Here is a 19,134-nt window from a genome sequence, read left to right as displayed (position 1 = left end):
ACGGTCCCGGCACCCACCGAATGGTCAATGATGTTCGCGCGCTCGGCCTCACCGAGCAGTGCCGCGTCACCGACGGGGACCGACGGATCGGCAACCAACGCACCCAGCAGACGCACGAATCGTTCCGCCAGCGCGGCCATCGACTGCTCATCGAACAGGTCCGTCGCGTAGGTGGCGACGCCCGACCATGGGCTGCCCGGATCGGCCGAGGAGACCACCATGCGCAGATCGAGTTGCGCGGCGACCACCGGCGGTTCGACAGCCGAGATCTCCAGGCCCGCAAGCACGGTATCCGCCCCGGACACCGACGCCCCCGGGTCGAACGACAGCATCACCTGAGCGAGCGGCGAGAACGCTTCGCTGCGGACCGGATCGATTGCCTCGACGACGGATTCGAACGGCACATCCGCATGGGCGAACGCGTCGAGATCACTCACGCGGACCCTATCGAGGAGTTGCGCGAAGTTCTCACCGGAGTTGACCGCGGTCCGCAGCACCAGCGTGTTGACAAACATGCCGACCAGCGGATCGAGCACCGCCTGACCGCGACCGGCGACCGGTGTTGCCACCGCGATGTCGTCGGTGGCGGTCACCCTGGCCAATAGCGCGGCGAACGCCGCGTGCACCACCATGAACGGTGTGACGCCGTGGCTGCCGGCGACCCGTGTCACGTCGGCGGCGACATCGGCCGGAATCGCGAACGCCAGATCCGCGCCCCGGTACGACGCCACCGGCGGCCGCGGCCGGTCGGCCGGCAGTTCCAGTACATCGGGCAGGCCCACAAGCTGTTCGCGCCAGTAGCCGAGCTGCCGCCCGATCACCGACTCCGCGTCGTCAGCTGCACCCAGCACATCGTGCTGCCAGATCGCGAAGTCGGCGAACTGCACCTCCAGAGGTGTCCACGTTGGTGAAATACCTTGTGCCCGAGCCGTGTACGCGGTCACGATGTCGGTCACCAACGGCAGCAGCGACTCGGCGTCGGCACCGATGTGATGCAGCACCACACCCAGCAGGTACTCACCGGAAGCACTGCCCTTCCCTGTTCCCGCAGGAGCCGAGGCGTCCACACCTGTTCCCTGAGGAGCCGAGCCGCCAGGCGAGGGGTCTCGAAGGGCCACCCGGATCGGCCAGCCCGAGGTGACGTCAAAGCCCTCAGCCACCGCGGCGAACAGTTCGTCGTCGGTGGCCACGACCTGCCAGATACCGCGCGTCTCGAACAGCGCGATGTCGTCGACCCGCTGATAGGGCAGACCGTCGACGATCGGGAAGGTGGTGCGCAGCACCTCGTGCCGCTCCACGGTGTCGACAACGGCCCGGCGCAGGGCGTCGACGTCGAGATCACCGGTGAGCCGCAGGACCGCCGGAATGTTGTACGTAGGCAGCGAGGGATCGAGCTGGTTGATGAACCACATCCGCTGCTGCGCGAACGACAACGGGATGCGCGCGGGCCGGGGGTCGGCCTTCACTATCGGCGCGAGCGCCGCCCCGTGACCGGTGGTGGCGGAGACGAGTTCCCGGACGCTCGGCGCGTCGAAGATGTCGCGCACCGACACCTCCACACCGAGCACCTCGGCGGCCCGTGCGGCCAGGCGCATCGCCGAGAGCGAGTTGCCGCCGATGTCGAAGAACGACTCGGTGACACCCACCCGCTCGACCCCGAGCAGGTCCGCGTACACCTGCGCCAGCGCGACCTCAATGTCGGATTCCGGCGCCACATACTCGGCTTCGACCTCGGTGAAGTCCGGTTGCGGCAACGCCTTACGGTCGAGCTTGCCCGCCGAGTTAAGGGTGACCTCGTCGAGAACCGTCCACACCGTCGGCACCATGTAGACCGGCAACGACTGACCGGCAACCGATTTCACGGTCTCGATGTCGGGGCGCCGGCCGGGACCACCGGACAGGTAGCCCACCAGATGCTGCGAACCGCCTGGTCCGTCGACGACAGTCGCCGCGGCATGCACCACACCGGGCGCCGACGCCAGGACCGACTCGATCTCGCCGAGCTCGATCCGCTGACCGCGCAGCTTCACCTGGAAGTCGGTGCGGCCCAGGTACTCCAGTACACTGTCACGGCGGCGGACGAGGTCGCCCGTGCGGTACAGCCGGGTGCCCGGTGCGCCATACGGGTCGGCGATGAACCGGTCGGCGGTCAGGTCACCACGCGCGGCGTATCCGCGCGCCAGCTGGACGCCGCCGAGGTACAGCTCGCCGGGAACGCCGTCGGGCACCCGGTGCAGGCGGGCGTCGAGCACCACCGCCGACGAATTCCATACCGGCACACCGATCGGGACCGAGGTCTCGTCGCCGGTGACCGCGCCGATCTTCTCGTAGGTGATCTCCACGGCGGCCTCGGTGGGTCCGTACAGGTTGTAGAACAGCACATCCGGCAACCAGGACCGCACCTGACCGGCCAACGCCGGCGGCAACGCCTCACCCGTGGTGGAGATGATCCGCACATGCGCAGCCATCGCCGACACGCGTTCGGGACCGGCGATATCGGCGAACACCGACAGCATCGACGGCACGAAGTGCACCATGGTCGCCCAGGTCCGCTCGATGATGTCGGCCACATACAACGGATCCAGATGACCGCCGTCGCGCAGCACCACGAGCTTCGCGCCGATCATCAACGGCGCGAACAGCTCCGGCACCGAGCAGTCGAACGTGTACGGCGTCTTCTGCACCACCGTGTCGCTCGCGTCTATGGGCAACTCGTCCAGCCCCCACCACAGGCGGTTGACCACCGCGTCGTGGGTCAGCGTCACGCCCTTGGGACGCCCGGTCGAACCCGACGTGAACAGCGTGTACACCGCATGCCCGATCCGCAGTGGCGACAGCCGTTCGGCATCGGTGACGGCGGGCGTGGCCAGATCCACCGCACCCGAGCAGTCGACGACGATGGTGCGGACAGTCCCGGCCTGCGAGGTTTCGAGGCTCGTACCTCGCACCTCAACCAGCGACGCCGCACCCCCCTCGCCGGTTGAGGTGTGAGGAGCGTCAGCGACGAGCCTCGAAACCTCGTGCGATTCCGTATCCGCAACCAGCAGCAGCCGCGCACCGGAGGTCTCCAGCATGTACTCCACGCGGTCGTCGGGGGTGTCCAGCCCGATCGGCACATACTGCCCACCGGCGGCGATGATCGCGTGAATGGCCACCATCATCTCCACCGACCGCGGAATCCGCACGGCTACAGCCGACTCCGGACCCACTCCGGCTTCGATAAGCCGCCGGGCCAGGGTGTTGACCCGGGCACCGAATTCGCGGTAGGAGACCTCGCGGCCCTCGAACCACAGCGCGGTGGCGTCGGGGGTCCTGGCGATGGCCGCGGCCACCACGTCGGCGACGGTGCCCGCGGGCACCTCGACCCCGCTCCCCCACTCCACGGTGTCTGCGGCGGAGTCGGACGCGACGGTGATCGTGTAGTCACCGGTCGCCCGTTCCGGGTCGGCGACGATCTGCCGCAGCAGTGCCGTCAGTCGTTCGGCCAGAGCCCGGACCGTCGACTCGTCGAACAGGTCCGTCGCATACTCCAGCGTCAGTTCCCATGGCTGTCCCGGCGCGGCCGCGACACCGACGGTGAGATCCACTCGCGCCGTGGTGGTGGGCGCATCCAGCGGCGTCACGGTGATATCGGATACCGAAACCGGCTGTGCCGGTTGACCGTTGCTGAAGAACAGCAGTACCTGCACCAGCGGTGCGAAGGCCTCGGATCGTACCGGGCTGAGCGCCTCGACGAGCGCCTCGAACGGCAGGTCGGCGTGCGCGTAGCCTTCGAGGTCGGTGTCACGTACCTGCCGCAGCAGATCACTGAACGGCCGCCCGCCGTCGACCTGGGTGCGCAGCACCAGGGTGTTGACGAACATGCCGACCAGCGGGTCCAGCGCGGCCTGGCCACGGCCGGCCACCGAGGTGCCGACGGCGAAATCGTCGGCACCCGACATGCGCGACAACAGGGTGGCGAGCGCGGCGTGGAACACCATGAACGGTGTGACATCGGCATCGATGCCCAGCTGGTCGATGGCCGCGGTCAGGTCCGCCGGCAGGGACAGCGTCACGGCCGCACCGCGCTGGGATGCGACCGGCGGACGCGGCCGGTCGGCCGGAAGTTCAAGGACATCCGGGAGCCCGGTGAGTCGCTCGGTCCAGTAGGCGAGCTGGCGGCCCACCACCGACTCCGGGTCATCCGGCGCGCCGAGCACCTGGTGCTGCCAGATCGCGTAGTCGGCGAACTGCACAGGCATCGGGGCGAATTCGGGCGTCCGTCCTTGTGCGCGGGCCGCGTAGGCGGTGACGATGTCGGTCAGCAGCGGCGCGATCGACTCACCGTCGGCGGCGATGTGGTGTGCCACCGCGGCGAACACAAAACCGTCACCGTCGCGCAGCAGCCGGAACCGGACGGGCCAATGGCGGGTGAGGTCGAACCCGGTCAGCACCGCGATCTCGATGTCGTCAGCATCGGCCACGATCTGCCAGTCGAGTTGTGCGGCAACAGTTTCCGGGTCAGCAATCAGCTGGTAGGGCTCACCGTCGGCGTCCGGGAAGGTGGTGCGCAGGACCTCGTGCCGCACCACCACATCGACGATCGCCGCATGCAGGGCGTCGACGTCGAGCGCACCGGAGAGCCGCACGACCGCCGGGATGTTGTACGTCGGCGACTCGGGATCGAATCGGCTCAGGAACCACATGCGCTGCTGCGCGAACGACAGCGGAATCCGCTCGGGCCGCGGGGCCGCGGGAGCCACCTGCGGCAGAGCCGCCGAGTGGCCGGCCACCGCGGCCACGAGTTCGCGGACCGAGGGAGCCTCGAACACGTCGCGCAGGGTCACCTCCACCCCGAGTGCGGCAGATACCCGCCCGGCCACCCTGGTTGCCGAGAGTGAGTTGCCGCCGATGTCGAAGAACGACTCGGTGACCGACACCTGGTCCACACCCAGAACCTCGGCGAACGCGGCAGCGGCCGCCGCCTCGGTGGGGCCTTCGGGTGCGATGAACTCGGCGGCCTCGATCACCGGTTCCGGTAGCGCGGCCTTGTCCAGCTTGCCCACCGGGGTGAGCGGCAACGACTCCAGGACGGTTACCGACGACGGCACCATGTGAGCCGGAAGCCGTTCGCCGACAAACTGTTTCACCTCCGTGATGTCGATCTGATCGGCATCCCCGACCACGTACGCGGCCAGCGCGGTGGCCACCTGTCCACCGACGCCGATGACGACGGCCGAATGCAGCGCGGGATGTTCGTCGAGCACGGCCTCGATCTCGCCGAGTTCGATACGCAGACCACGCAACTTGACCTGGTCGTCGTTACGGCCTGAGTACTCGATCACGGGGATGCCGGACTCGTCGAGTTGCCACCGCACCACATCTCCGGTGCGGTACATGCGGTCGCCGGTCCCGCTGTGCGGGTTGGCGACAAATCTGTCAGCCGTGAGTCCCGGCCGGTCGAGGTAACCACGGGAGAGTGCCCGGCCCGCGACGTACAGCTCACCGGTCACGCCCACCGGAACCGGCCGCAGCCGGCTGTCGAGAACCATCAGGGCGACGCCTTCGATAGGTCCGCCGAGGGTGACCGGCTCACCCATTTCCATGGGCTCACTGATCGCCACACCGATGGTGGTCTCGGTGGGGCCGTACAGGTTCTGGATGCGACGGCACGCCGCCCACTCGTCCTTGAGCGCGGCGCTGACCGCCTCGCCGCCTGCGTAGACGACCCGCAGTGCGAACAGGGCCTCCGGGTCAAGGGTCGACAGCACGGTCGGGGTCAGGAAGGTGTGCGTGATCCCCTGTCGGGCCATGTACTCCTGCAGGACCTCACCGCCGACGGCGTCGGACGGCCGGTACACCAGGACGCTCCCGGACCGCGTCGCCATCAGGTATTCGAGGACCGACGCGTCGAAGCTGGGCGAGGCGAAACCGAGGACCCGCGAGTACCGGTCCACGCCCGCCCGCTCGATCTCCTCGGCCGCGAAATTGGCCAGACCGGAGTGGGTCACCGACACACCCTTGGGGCGGCCAGTGGATCCGGACGTGTAGATCACGTACGCGACGTTGTCGGTGCGGACCGGCCGCAGGAGTTCGCCCTCGCCGACCGGGGTCGCGTCGAAGCCGTCGATCTCGCCTGCCGTGGCGGGGTCGTCGATGCGCAGCCAGGTGAATTCGTCACCCGGCAGCTCGCCCGTGTCACCGGCAGTCAGGCCGAGGTTCGCACCGGAGTCCTCCACCATGTTGGCGACCCGCTCGGCGGGGTAGTCGGGGTCGATCGGCACGTATCCGGCGCCGGTCTTGGCGACCGCCCAGATCGCGGTCAGCAACGTCGCCGACCGGCCGATTGCCAGTGCCACAAGGTCTTCGGCGCCGATACCGCGGGCGATGAGCCAGCGTGCGAGCCTGCTGGAGCGTTCGTCGAGCTGCCCGTAGGTCAGGGTGGTGCCGGAGGCGTCGATAACAGCCGGCCGCTTGGCCGATTTGGCGGCCACGTCGGCGAACATCTCCCTGAGCAGTACCGGAGCGGTTCCGGGCCCGCTGGTGACCGCTGCATCCGAGTCGGCAATGTCCTCGACCACGACCGGCTGCTCGGTTGCCTTGGCGCGGGCGGCTCGCGCCAGCTCCGCCACCGATGGTCCTTCGTTGATGGTGATGCTCCCCACCGTCTTTTCGGGATCGCCGAGTCCGGCGTCGAGGATCTGCACCAGGTTGCCGGTGAAGGACTCGACGGTCGACTCGTCGAACAGGTCTGTCGCGTAGATGATCGAGCCGGTCCAGTCGGACTCCTCGTTTCGCGTCACCGCGACCAGCAGGTCGATGCGCGCGGGTACCTCGCCTGCGGCGAGCGGCTCGATGTGCAGGCCGGCGATGTCGCCGACCGCCAGGTCCGACCCGGCCAGTTCGGGCAGGGCGGTCTGCTCGAAGGTCAGCCACACCTGTGTGAACGGGGCGAACGCGTCCGACCGGAGCACGTCGCAGGCCTCCACCACCTCATCGAACGGGATGTCGGCATTGGCGAACGCGTCGAGGTCGACAGCCTTGGCCCGCTCCAGCACCGTCGCGAACGAGGCGCCCGGTTCCACGCCTGTGCGCAGCACCAGCGTGTTGACGAACATGCCGATGAGCGGGTCGAGCGCCGACTGTCCGCGCCCGCCGACCGGTGTGCCGATCGCGATGTCGGATGTCGCGGACAACCGTGCCAGCAGCACTGCGAGCGCCGTGTGGACCACCATGAACGGCGTGACACCGGACTGTGCCGATATCTCATCGATCCGGGCGGCGGTGGCGGCGGGAATCGTGAACCCGACCTGAGCGCCACGCCCACTGGCCCGCGGGGGCCGCGGGCGGTCGGTCGGGATCTCGACGACATCGGGCAGCCCGGCGAGCTGTTCACGCCAGTAACCCAATTGGCGGCCCACCACCGAGTCGGCGTCGTCAGGGCTGCCCAGGTTCTGGTGCTGCCACAGGGCGACGTCGGCGTACTGGACCTCCAGCGGCGTGAATGCCGGTGCGTGTCCGGCACTTTCGGCCATGTAGGCGGTCACCAGGTCGGTCAGCATCGGCGTCACCGACTCGCCGTCGGAGGCGATGTGGTGAGTGACCACGGCCAGGATGTGCTCGCCCGGTGCCACGGACAGCAGCCGGACCCTGATGGGCCACATCCACCTCACGTCGAACCCTTGGGCGAGCGTGTCCTCCACGTCCTTGGGCGTGTCGACCAGTGCCCAGTCGAGGGACCCGGCCACGGCCGCCGCGGGCTCGATCTGTTGGAACGGCGCGCCCTCGTGCGAGGGGAACGTGGTGCGCAGCGCCTCGTGCCGCCCCACCAGGTCGACGAACGCCGCACGCAGCGCATCGACATCCAGGTCGCCGGTGACCCGCAGCACGGTCGGGATGTTGTAGGCGATGGACGCGGTGTCGCGCTGGTTGACCAACCACATCCGGCGCTGGGCGAACGACAGCGGAATCCGCTGCGGCCGCGGGTCGACCGGAACGATCGGGGCACGCGAGGATGCGTTGCCGGCGACCGCCACGATGAGTTCGCGAACACTCGGCGCACCGAACGCGTCCCGCACCGACACCTCGACCCCGAGGACGTCGGAGGCACGGGCGGCCAGGCGCATCGCCGAGAGCGAGTTGCCACCGAGGTCGAAGAACGACGAGGTGACGCCCACCCGTTCCACCCCGAGCACGTCGGCGAAGGCCTGGGCCAGTGCGGTTTCGGTGTCGGTCTCCGGTGCCACATACTGCTCGGCGACCGAATCGAACGTCGGCGCCGGGAGCGCCTTGCGGTCGGCCTTCTCGGCGCTGCTGAGCGGCATCTCGGCCAGCGGCATCCACACCGACGGCACCATGTACGCCGGAAGCGACTTCTCGGCAACGGCTTTCACCGCGTCCAGGTCGACGGTGTCCGGCGCGATGTAGGCCACCAGGTGTTCCACACCCGAGTCGGTGGCGGCCACGATCACCGCGGCGTTGACCACACCCGGCGCACCGGCAAGCACCGACTCCACCTCGCCGAGTTCGAGACGCTGACCGCGCAGTTTGACCTGGAAGTCGGTGCGGCCCAGGTATTCCAGCTCACCCGCGGCATTCCAGCGGACGAGGTCGCCGGTGCGGTACAGCCTCGCCCCCGGCTCGCCGAACGGGTCGGCGACGAAACGCTCCGCCGTGAGCGCGGGCTGCGCCGCGTAGCCGCGGGCCACCTGCACACCACCGGTGTACAGCTCGCCGGACACCCCGACGGGCACCGGATGCAGACGTGAATCCAGCACCAGCAGCGAGGTATTGGCACCGGCCCGGCCGATGGGCACGGTCGCATCGCCGGGCCGCAGCACATGCTCGGTGACCTGGACGGTGGCCTCGGTGGGACCGTACTGGTTGACGATGTCCACGCCGGGCAGCGCCCGCTGCACGGTCTCGGCGACAGGCACCGGCAGCGCCTCGCCACCGGTGATGAGGGTGCGCAGGACGGGAAGTTCGCGGCCCGCATCGGCTTTCACCTCCAGGAACACCGACAGCGCGGACGGCACGAACTGCGTCCACGTCACCCGATGATCGGCGAGCATGTCGAGCAGATGCTTCGGATCGAGGTGCCCCTCGGGCCGCATCATCACCACGCGCGCGCCGACGGTCAGCGGCCACACCAGTTCGAGCTCGGAGGCGTCGAAGGTGTACGGCGTCTTGACGATGACCACGTGATCGTCGCGGTCACCGACGACGTCGTCGAACCAGGCGTGCATGTTCGACAGCGCCGCATGCGAGACGGTCACGCCCTTCGGCCGGCCCGTTGAGCCGGACGTGAACAGGGTGTAGGCGGCGTTGTCGGCGCGCAGCGACGCGATGCGGTCGGCATCGGTGATCGGCGGCGCCGACATGTCCACCGGACCCGAGCAATCCACGACAATGGTGCGGACATTGTCGACTTGCGAGGTTTCGAGGCTCGTACCTCGCACCTCAACCCGCGAGTTGGTCACCACACCCTCACCTGGCGAGTTGGTCACCCCCTCGTCGCCAGCAGGTTCCCCGTCGCCGGTTGAGGTGTGAGGAGCGTCAGCGACGAGCCTCGAAACCTGGTGAGCCGTCGCACCCGTCGCGACCACCACCGACGCGCCGGCGATGCCGAGCATGTACTCGACACGATCGGCGGGTGCCTCGGTGTCGATGGGCACGAACTGGCCACCGGCGGCGAGCACCGCGTGGATGGCGACCATCATCTCCACGCTGCGTTCCACGCAGATACCGACGGCCACGTCAGGACCGACTCCGGCCAAGATGAGTTCGCGGGCAAGCACGTTGACACGCGCGCCGAGTTCGGCGTAGGTCACCTCACGGCCCTCGAACGCCACGGCCACCGCATCGGGCGACGCGGCGATCCGCGCGGCGACCGCCGCCACGGTGGTAGTGTCCGGAACCTCGAGCACGGGGCCGTGGGACACCGCACGCACCCGGTCGGCTGCGGCGGTGTCGATGATCGTCACATCGCCGACGGCAACGGCCGGGTCCGCGGTCAGGCCATCGAGCAACTGGGCGAAGCGCCGCATGAACTCGGCGACGGTCGACTCGTCGAACAGATCGGTCGCGTATTCGGCAGACCCCACCCAGGCGCCGCCGGTGGCCGACCACACCTCGACACTGAGGTCGAGCTGCGCGGTCACCATCGGAGTGGCCATCGGGGTGATGGTCAGGTCGCCGACCGACACGTCGGCGTTGCTCGCCGAGGCACCCGGATCGAACGACAGCATCACCTGTGACAGCGGGGCGAAGGACTCGCTGCGCACCGGGTTCAGCGCCTCGACCAGGGTCTCGAACGGGAGGTCGGCGTGCGCGAACGCGTCGAGATCGGTGACCCGAACCCGGTCGAGCAGGCCGGCGAAGGACTCACCGGTGTCGACCTGTGTGCGCAGCACCAGGGTGTTGACAAACATGCCGACGAGCGGGTCGAGCACCCGGTCGCCGCGGCCGGCGATCGGGGTGGAGACGGCGATGTCGTCGGTGGTGCTCAACCGGGCGAGCAGCACCGCGAACGCGGCGTGCACCACCATGAACGGGGTCATGCCGCGTTCCTTGGCCAGCGCCACGACACGGTCGCCGACCGCGCCGGCGATCTCGAACGGCACCCGTGCGCCGCGATGCGATTCGACCTGCGGGCGCGGGCGATCGGCCGGCAGTTCCAGCACGTCGGGCAGGTCGGCGAGTTGCCCGCGCCAGTAGCCGAGCTGACGCCCGATCACCGATGCGGCATCGTCGGCCGAACCCAGCACCTGATGCTGCCAGATCGCGAAGTCCGCGAACTGGACTGGCAGAGTTGTCCAGGACGGGGTATCGCCCTGGGTGCGTGCGGTGTATGCGGTGACAAGGTCGGTCACCAGCGGGAGCATGGACTCGCCGTCGATACCGATGTGGTGGGCGACCACCGCCAGGAGGTAATCGCCGGCCGCGGTGGATGCGTCGGTGGTGTTGTCGCGGAGGACGACTCGGAGGGGCCATTGGCGTGCGACGTCGAAACCTGTTGTGGCCGAGTTGAACAAGTCGTCATCGGAATCGACGACCCGCCAGATGCCACGGGTGTCGAGCTCAGTGATATCGCCCACCAGCTGGTAGGGCACACCATCCTCGGACGGGAACGACGTGCGCAGCACCTCGTGCCGTTCGAGCACGTCGATCACGGCCTGCCGCAACGCATCCACATCGAGCGTGCCCGACAGGCGCAGCACCGACGGGATGTTGTAGGTCGCCGCGGACGGGTCGAAACGGTTGATGAACCACACCCGCTGCTGCGCGAACGACAGCGGAATGCGCTCCGGACGGGGCACGACCGGCACGACGGGGGCCAGGGCGGCGGCATTGCCCGCCACCGACTGCGCCAGCGCGCGGATCGTGGGCGCGGCGAACACCTCGCGCACCGACACGGCCACACCGAGGGTGTCCGCGGCCCGCGCCGCCAATCGCATCGCGGACAGCGAGTTGCCGCCCATGTCGAAGAACGACGCGGTCACGCTCACCTCATCCAGGCCGAGCACCTCGGCGAAGACCGCCGCCAGGGCCGTCTCGCCGGGTGTCTCCGCCGCCACGAAAGCCTCTCCGACAGAGCCGAAGTCGGGCTCGGGAAGCGCGTCGCGGTCGAGCTTGCCGTTGGCGGTCAGCGGCAATGCGTCCACCACCAGCACAACGGTGGGCACCATGTACGCGGGCACCACACGGCCCGCGGCCTCTTGCACGGCCACCGGGTCGACGGCGGCGGTATCGGCCACCACGTAGCCCACGAGGGTGTCACCGGACGGTCCGGACAGGATCCGGGCTGCCGCACCGACAACGCCGTCGGCGCTGAGCAGCCCGGCCTCCACCTCACCGAACTCGATCCGGAAACCGCGCAGCTGCACCTGGGTGTCGGCGCGGCCCACGTATTCGATGTCCCCGCCGGCGACCCGGCGCGCGATATCGCCCGTCCGGTAGAGACGGGAACCCGGCTCACCGAACGGATCGGCGACGAACCGCGTAGCGGTCAGGTCGGGCCGTCCGAGGTAGCCCTGCGCCAACTGCCCCCCGGCGACGTACATCTCGCCGAGTACACCCACCGGCACCGGTCGCATCCGTGCGTCGAGGACGTGGATTCCCAACGACGACAACGGCCGCCCGATGAGTGAGCCGTCGTCGGCGGAGACGGCGTCCCGGTCGAGTTCGCGGAAGCTGACGTGCACGGTGGTCTCGGTGATGCCGTACATGTTGACCAGCCGGGCGCGCTCGGCCGGGAACAGGTCGAACCAGCGGCGCACCTGCTCGAAGCTCAGCGCCTCACCGCCGAACACGAAATACCGGACGGCCCAGGGTGCATCGTTGCGGCGACGGGCGTCGATGAGCTGATAGAACGCCGACGGTGTCTGGTTCAGCACCGTCACACCCTCTGTCACCGCCAGTTCGACGAAGGCGTCGACATCACGCGCGATGTCGCGGTCGACGATCACGCACCGGCCACCGTAGAACAGCGCACCCCACAGTTCCCACACCGAGAAGTCGAAGGCGTAGGAGTGGAACATCGTCCACACATCGCCGGGGCCGAAGTCGAAGTCGGCAGCGGTGGCGTCGAGAAGTGTCACCAGGTCGCGGTGAGTCACCTCCACACCCTTCGGCAGACCGGTCGAACCCGACGTGTAGATCACGTAGGCACGCGAATCCGCCAGCACGGCAACAGGAGCCGACAGGACGTCCGTCTGTGCCACCGCGTCGACGTGGGCGACTGTCACATCAGCGCCGAGGACATCCCACAGCGGATGCCCATCGGTCGACGCATCGGTCAGCACCACACGCACGCCCGAGTCGGACACGATGTGCTGCAAGCGGCCGATCGGGTTGGTCACGTCCAGCGGCAGGTATGCGGCACCCGCCTTGAGGACACCGACGATTGCCGTGACCACATCCACCGACCGGGCCGTGGCCACACCCACCAGATCACCGGCGGCGACGCCGCGCTCCCGCAGACCCGCGGCAACGGCATCGGTACGCTCGGCGAGCCGCGCATAGGTCAACGATTCGGTACCGCACGACACGGCAATCGAATCAGGGTGTGCCGCAGATGCTTCGGCGAACAGTTCAACCAGCGACGAGCCGCTGTGCACGGTGTCGACGACCGGTGCGGGCAACTGTGCGAGCACCGCGCGGTCGGCGTCGGTCAGCAACGACACGTCTGCGGTGGACGCCCCTGGATCGGCCGCGATGGCGCGCAGGATCTGCATCACCGACGCGGCGAAGCCCTCGACCTGCCCCGCGGTGAACACCGACGGCAGGTACTTGAGCCGCATCACCACACCGCCGGCCGCCGGAGCGGTGACCATGTTCAGCGGATAGTGCGTCGAGTCGCTCACCTCGACACCGGTGATCGCCAGACCGCCGGTGAGACCCGGGTCCGCGCTCTCCAGCGACTCTGCATCGACCGGGTACGACTCGTGCACGGCGAGGGTGTCGAAAGCTACCTGCACGTCAACGGCTTTCGCGATCTCCGGCAGGCTCAGGTGATGGTGGTCCAGGACGGTGACCTTGTCGGCCTGCACCTTGCGCAGCACCTGCCCGATGCTCGCGTCCGGGGCGACGTCGACGACGGCGGGCAGGGTGTTGATGAACAGACCGATCATCGACTCCACACCCGGCAGATCGGCCGGGCGTCCGGACACGGTCTCACCGAAGGTGACCACCCGGTTGCCGGTCATCCGCGACAGGAAGATCGCCCACGCCACCTGCAGTGCCGTCGCGAGGGTCGCACCCTCGGCACGTGCCACTGTTTCGACAGCGGTGACGAGTTCGGCGTCGAGGAGCGTCTCGGAGTCCTCCGGCATCGCCTCGGTGCTCGCCTGCTGGCCCGCGGCCACCAGGGTCGGGCCTTCGACGGGGGCGAGCACCTCACGCCACGCGGCCAGGCCGGCGGCGTCGTCACGGCCGGCGATGGTGCGCAGGTAGTCGCCGAAGTCGCCGGTCGCATCGCCCGATGCCTGCCCGGTGTAGGTACTGCCGGTCGCGTACAGGGCAAGCATGTCGGCCAGCACCAGCGGCCCGGACCAGCCGTCGAGGATGGTGTGATGGTTGGTAACGATCAGTATGGCCGAATCACCGTCGCGGACAATCACGAAGCGGAGCAGCGGCGGAGCGCTCAGATCGAACGGCAGCACCCGCTGCTGGGCGACCAGTTCGTCGATGCGCGCGGACACTACGGAGCTGTCGGTGCCAGTGAGGTCGATCTCGGTCCACGGCAGTTCGACGTGGTGCGGCACGAACGACACCACCGCCCCGCCGGCCGTGGTGACGAAACCCGAGCGCAACACCCGATGGTGATCCAGGAGTTTCTCAGCGGCGGCGTGCAGGCGTGCCGGATCCACCCCGGTGAGGGTGAGAACGGCTTGCGCCACGTACACATCCACCGCGGTGCCGCCCGCGACCTGCGACTGAAAGTACAATCCGCCCTGCAGCGGCGACAGCGGCCACAGGTCCGCACCCGGGTACCGCACGGCGAGCGTGTCGATGTCGGCCTGGCCGAGCACCACGCCCGGAACATCCGACGGTGACAGGCCGACCGGCTTACCGTCCGCCACATACCTTGCAAGCGAGGACAATTCGTCGGACCAGTACCGCATCACCGCGGCGACGTCGGCCTCCGGAAGCACGGTCTCGGGGAAGGTGACCCCAGCGTGCAGCGCTCGCGATCCGTCCGTTCCGCCGAAGCTCGCGTTGATGGTGAGCACCGCTTGCGCGGCCATCGCCCCCGCCGGGGAAGCCGGCAGCGACGGGGCGGAAACCGCACCGAACGCGACCGGTTGCGTGGCGCCCGAACCGGCGGTACCGGCACCCAGGTAGTTGAACAGGATCGACGGCAGCGGCCGTGCCGCGAGTTCCGCGTTCTCGCCGTAGCGCAGCCAACCGAACCCGGCACCCGAATCGGGCTGGCCGAGCCGTTCCTCCTTGGCGGCCTTCACCGCGTGCACGATGTCGATGGCGGGATCGACACTCACCGGGGCGATGGTGGTGAACCAGCCGACCGACCGCGACAGATCGGCCCGCGCCGCGTCGTCGCCACCGGCCAGCACCTCCTCGTACCGGCCGTGCCCTTCCAGCAGCATCGACACAGCAGCGTCGTCGGCGATGCCGCGTTCACGCTGCAGACGGCGGACCGCCCGGGCCAGCGCGGCGAGCAACACATCGTTGACGGAGGCGCCGAACGCCGCGGGCACCGTGGTGGTCAGCGCGTCGGCCACGCCCTCGGCGAGGGTGAAACTGTCGGTGCGCGAGGTGGCCATCCGATCCCGGGCGCGGTCGAGTACGCCGCCGAGGTCGGTGGGCCGCTGCGGAAGCCGCGCCAACCAGTAATCGGCCTCGCCCTCGCGGCGCCGGGCGCGCGCGGCCAGAGCCGCGTTCCACGCCCGCTGCGACGTGCTGGTCTCGCGCAACCGCGGTTCGTGCCCGGCTTCGTGCTGGGCCCACAACGTCATCAGATCCTCGATGATCGCCTGCCACGACACCGCGTCCACACCGAGGTGGTGGATGACCACCACGATGCGTCCGGCATCGTCTGCACCGGTGACCAGCGTGACCTGCACCAGCCTGGCCTGCGCCGGATCCAGCCGCGATGCGGCCTGGGAGTGTGCCGCGATCAAGTCTGCGTCGAATCCCTCGGTGCCCACCGGATGTGCGGACACGACCGTGATGACCGCCGCGTCGGCGTCGAAATCGTTTCCCGCGAGCAACTCCCACGCCCGGTCGGTGGCCCGGGTCAGTCGCGCGGACAGCATCGGGTGCCGCGCCACCACGGTGCCCACCAACTGCCGCAGCACCGCAGCGGTCAAGCCCTCGGGTGCGGCCAGCACCATCGACTGGTTGAAGTCGGCGAAATCAGCCGGCTCGTCGGCGAATTCGGCCATCCAGCGCACCACCGGCGACGGCACCACCGGGCCCGCACCCCCACCGGAGGGTTCAGCCAACTCGGGCAGTCGCGCACCGTCGTCCGCGATTGCCCGGACCATGTCGCGCACGGTCCTGTGTTCGAAGATCTGTCGCGGCGACAGGTCGACCCCGGCCGCCCGCATCGCCGATGCCAGCTGGATTGACATGATCGAATCGCCGCCGAGAGCGAAGAAGGATTCGGTGACACTGACCCGGTCACGGCCCAGTAGACCGGCCACCACCGACGCCAGCAGTTCCTCGGCAGCACCGAGCGGCGCGACGAAGTGTTCATCGGCGTCGCCGAAGGTCGGTGCGGGCAGCGACTTCCGGTCCAGCTTGCCCGCCGAGTTCAGCGGCACCTCATCGAGCAGCACCCACGCGGTGGGCACCATGTACTCCGGAAGCTTGTGCGCCGCGAAGCCCTTCACCGCGTCGGCATCGACACCGGCCGGCGCCAGGTAGCCGACGAGATGTTCGGCACCGGCATCGGTCGTGACCACGGCGGCCGCCGCGTGCACCACACCCGGCGCAGCCGCGAGCACCGCCTCGACCTCACCGAGTTCCAGCCGCTGACCACGCAGCTTCACCTGGAAGTCGCTGCGGCCCAGGTACTCGATCTCACCGGACTGATTCCACTTGACCAGGTCACCTGTGCGGTACAGCCGAGCACCCGCCGGGCCGTACGGGTCGGCCACGAAACGTTCAGCGGTCAGCGTGGATTGGGCGGCGTAACCACGGGCCACCTGCACTCCGCCGAGATACAGCTCACCGGGCACGCCCCGCGGCACCGGACGCAGCCGGGCATCCAGCACCAGTGTGGACGTATTCGGCACCGGCACACCGATCGGGATGACGGTGTCACCACGGCCGACTTCGTATGCGGTGACATCGACCGCCGCCTCGGTCGGTCCGTACAAGTTCACCAGCCGTACCGTCGGCAGAGCCGACAGCAATGCCTGTGACGGTCGCACCGTCAACGCCTCACCCGAGGTGAACACCACCCGCAGACTCGCCAGCGCGGTAAGCCGATCAGCACCCCGACCATCCACGAAGGCCGCGAGCATCGACGGCACGAAGTGCATCACCGAGATCCGGCGTCCGACAATCAACTGGGACAGGTAGTCCGCGTCGCCGTGTCGTCCCGGTTCGGCGACCACGAGTTCGGCGCCGATCATGAACGGCAGGAACAACTCCCACACCGACACGTCGAATGTCGTCGGGGTCTTCTGTACGAACACGTCGGCGGCGGACAATTCGTACCAGGAACGCATCCACTCCAGGCGGTTCGCCAGCGCGCGATGCGAGACGGTCACGCCCTTCGGCCGGCCGGTCGAACCCGACGTGAACAACGTGTACGCCGCATCGTCGAGCGACAGCGGGGCGATGCGATCGGCATCGGTGACCGGGGCGACCGTCAAATCCGCCGCACCGTCACAGGTGACGACGAAGGTGCGGACATTCTCCGCTCGCGAGGTTTCGAGGCTCGTACCTCGCACCTCAACCAGCACCAGAGACACACCGGCCGTCTCCAACATGTACCGCACCCTATCGGCAGGTGCGTCGGTGGCGATCGGCACATACTGCCCACCCGCGGCGACGACCGCGTGGATCGCCACCATCAGCTCCACCGAACGGTCGATCACCACACCCACGGCCACATTCGGACCAACACCCTGCGAGATCAATTCGTAGGCAAGAGCATTGACCCTTGCCGAGAATTCGGCCGAGGACACGGACCGGTCGCCGAAGGTCAGCGCGGTCGCGTCGGGAGTAGCGGCGAGGCGAGCGCCGATGAGGTCGATGACGCCGACGGCCGGCGACTCGTCCCGAGCGCCTTCCGACAGCGTGAGCACGTCGGCGCGTTCACCCGGAGCCAGGATGTCGGCGTCACCGATGACGGTCGCCGGGTCGGCGGTCAGTTCATCGAGCACGGCGACGAACCGATCCATCAGCGTGAGCACCGACGATTCGTCGCGCAGGTCGGTGGCGTAGATGACCGAACCTGTCCACGGCTGCCCTGCCGGTGCCGTGGAGACGGCAATGGTCATGTCCATCTGCGAGGCGACGACCGGTGCCTCCGCCGCGGCGACGGTGAGGTCGCCGACGGCCAATTGCGCAGCCGAGGCCGAGGCCGCTGGATCGAACGACAGGATCACCTGGGCCAGTGGTGAGAACGCTTCGGAACGAACCGGATCGAGTGCTTCGACAACGGTCTCGAAGGGCACGTCGGCGTGGGCGAACGCCGCCAGGTCGGTGTCGCGGACCCGGCCCAGGAGGTCGGCGAAGGTATCGCCGGGCTGGATGCCGGTCCGCAGGACGAGGGTGTTGACGAACATGCCGACCATCGGGTCGAGCACAGTCTGGCCGCGTCCGGCGATGGGGGTGGCGATGGTGATGTCGTCGCCGGCACTGAGCCGGGCCATCAGGGCCGCGAGCGCGGCGTGCGCCACCATGAACGGGGTCATCCCGTGGGCCGCCGCGATCGCGGTGACCTGGTCGGCGACGGCTGCCGGGATCTCAAATCCGGCCTGTGCACCGCGATGGGTGGCCACCGCCGGACGGGGCCGGTCGGCGGGCAGTTCGATCACGTCGGGAACTCCGGCCAACCGCTCGCGCCAGTAGGCGAGCTGACGTCCGGTCACCGAGCCGGTGTCGCCGGCCGACCCGAGCGCCTGATGCTGCCAGATGGCGTAGTCGGCGAACTGCACCGGCAGCGGCGTCCATGCGGGCGGGTTGCCTTGGGCACGTGCGGCGTAGGCGGTGACAATGTCGGTGACCAGGGGCAGCATCGATTCGCCGTCGACACCGATGTGATGGGCCACCACGGCGAAGATGTACTCGCCGTCGGCCATCTGGAGCAGGCGGGCCCGCAGCGGCCACTGCGTGGTGACATCGAAACCGGTGGCGAGGGTGTCGTACAGCTCCTGTTCGGAGGCCGCCACCCGCCAAATGCCACGCTCATCGAATTCGGATGCGTCGCAGACCTTTTGGTACGGCTTCCCGTCGGCGGACGGGAAGACGGTGCGCAGCACCTCGTGCCGTTCGATCACGTCGGCCACGGCCTCGCGGAGTGCGTCGGCGTCGAGGGTTCCGGTGAGCCGCAGCGCCGCCGGGATGTTGTAGGTGGCCTCGGCGGTGTCGAACTGGTTGATGAACCACATGCGCTGCTGCGCGAACGACAACGGCACCAACTCCGGACGCGGATCGACCGCGACGATCGGCGCCAAC

Annotated in this window: 1 protein-coding gene; it reads right to left on the bottom strand. The window is 68.8% G+C overall.

Translation table 11 applies throughout. The features are described from left to right. Positions 1-19,134: non-ribosomal peptide synthetase (locus tag GOAMR_RS08605; RefSeq protein ID WP_005185689.1), on the bottom strand; the 19,134-nt coding region annotated here is incomplete at both ends.

It is taken from the genome of Gordonia amarae NBRC 15530 (assembly GCF_000241345.1).
GTDB lineage: Bacteria > Actinomycetota > Actinomycetes > Mycobacteriales > Mycobacteriaceae > Gordonia > Gordonia amarae.
The sequence above is the reverse complement of the archived record's forward strand: the minus strand, read 5'-3'. Positions and strand labels throughout refer to the sequence as shown.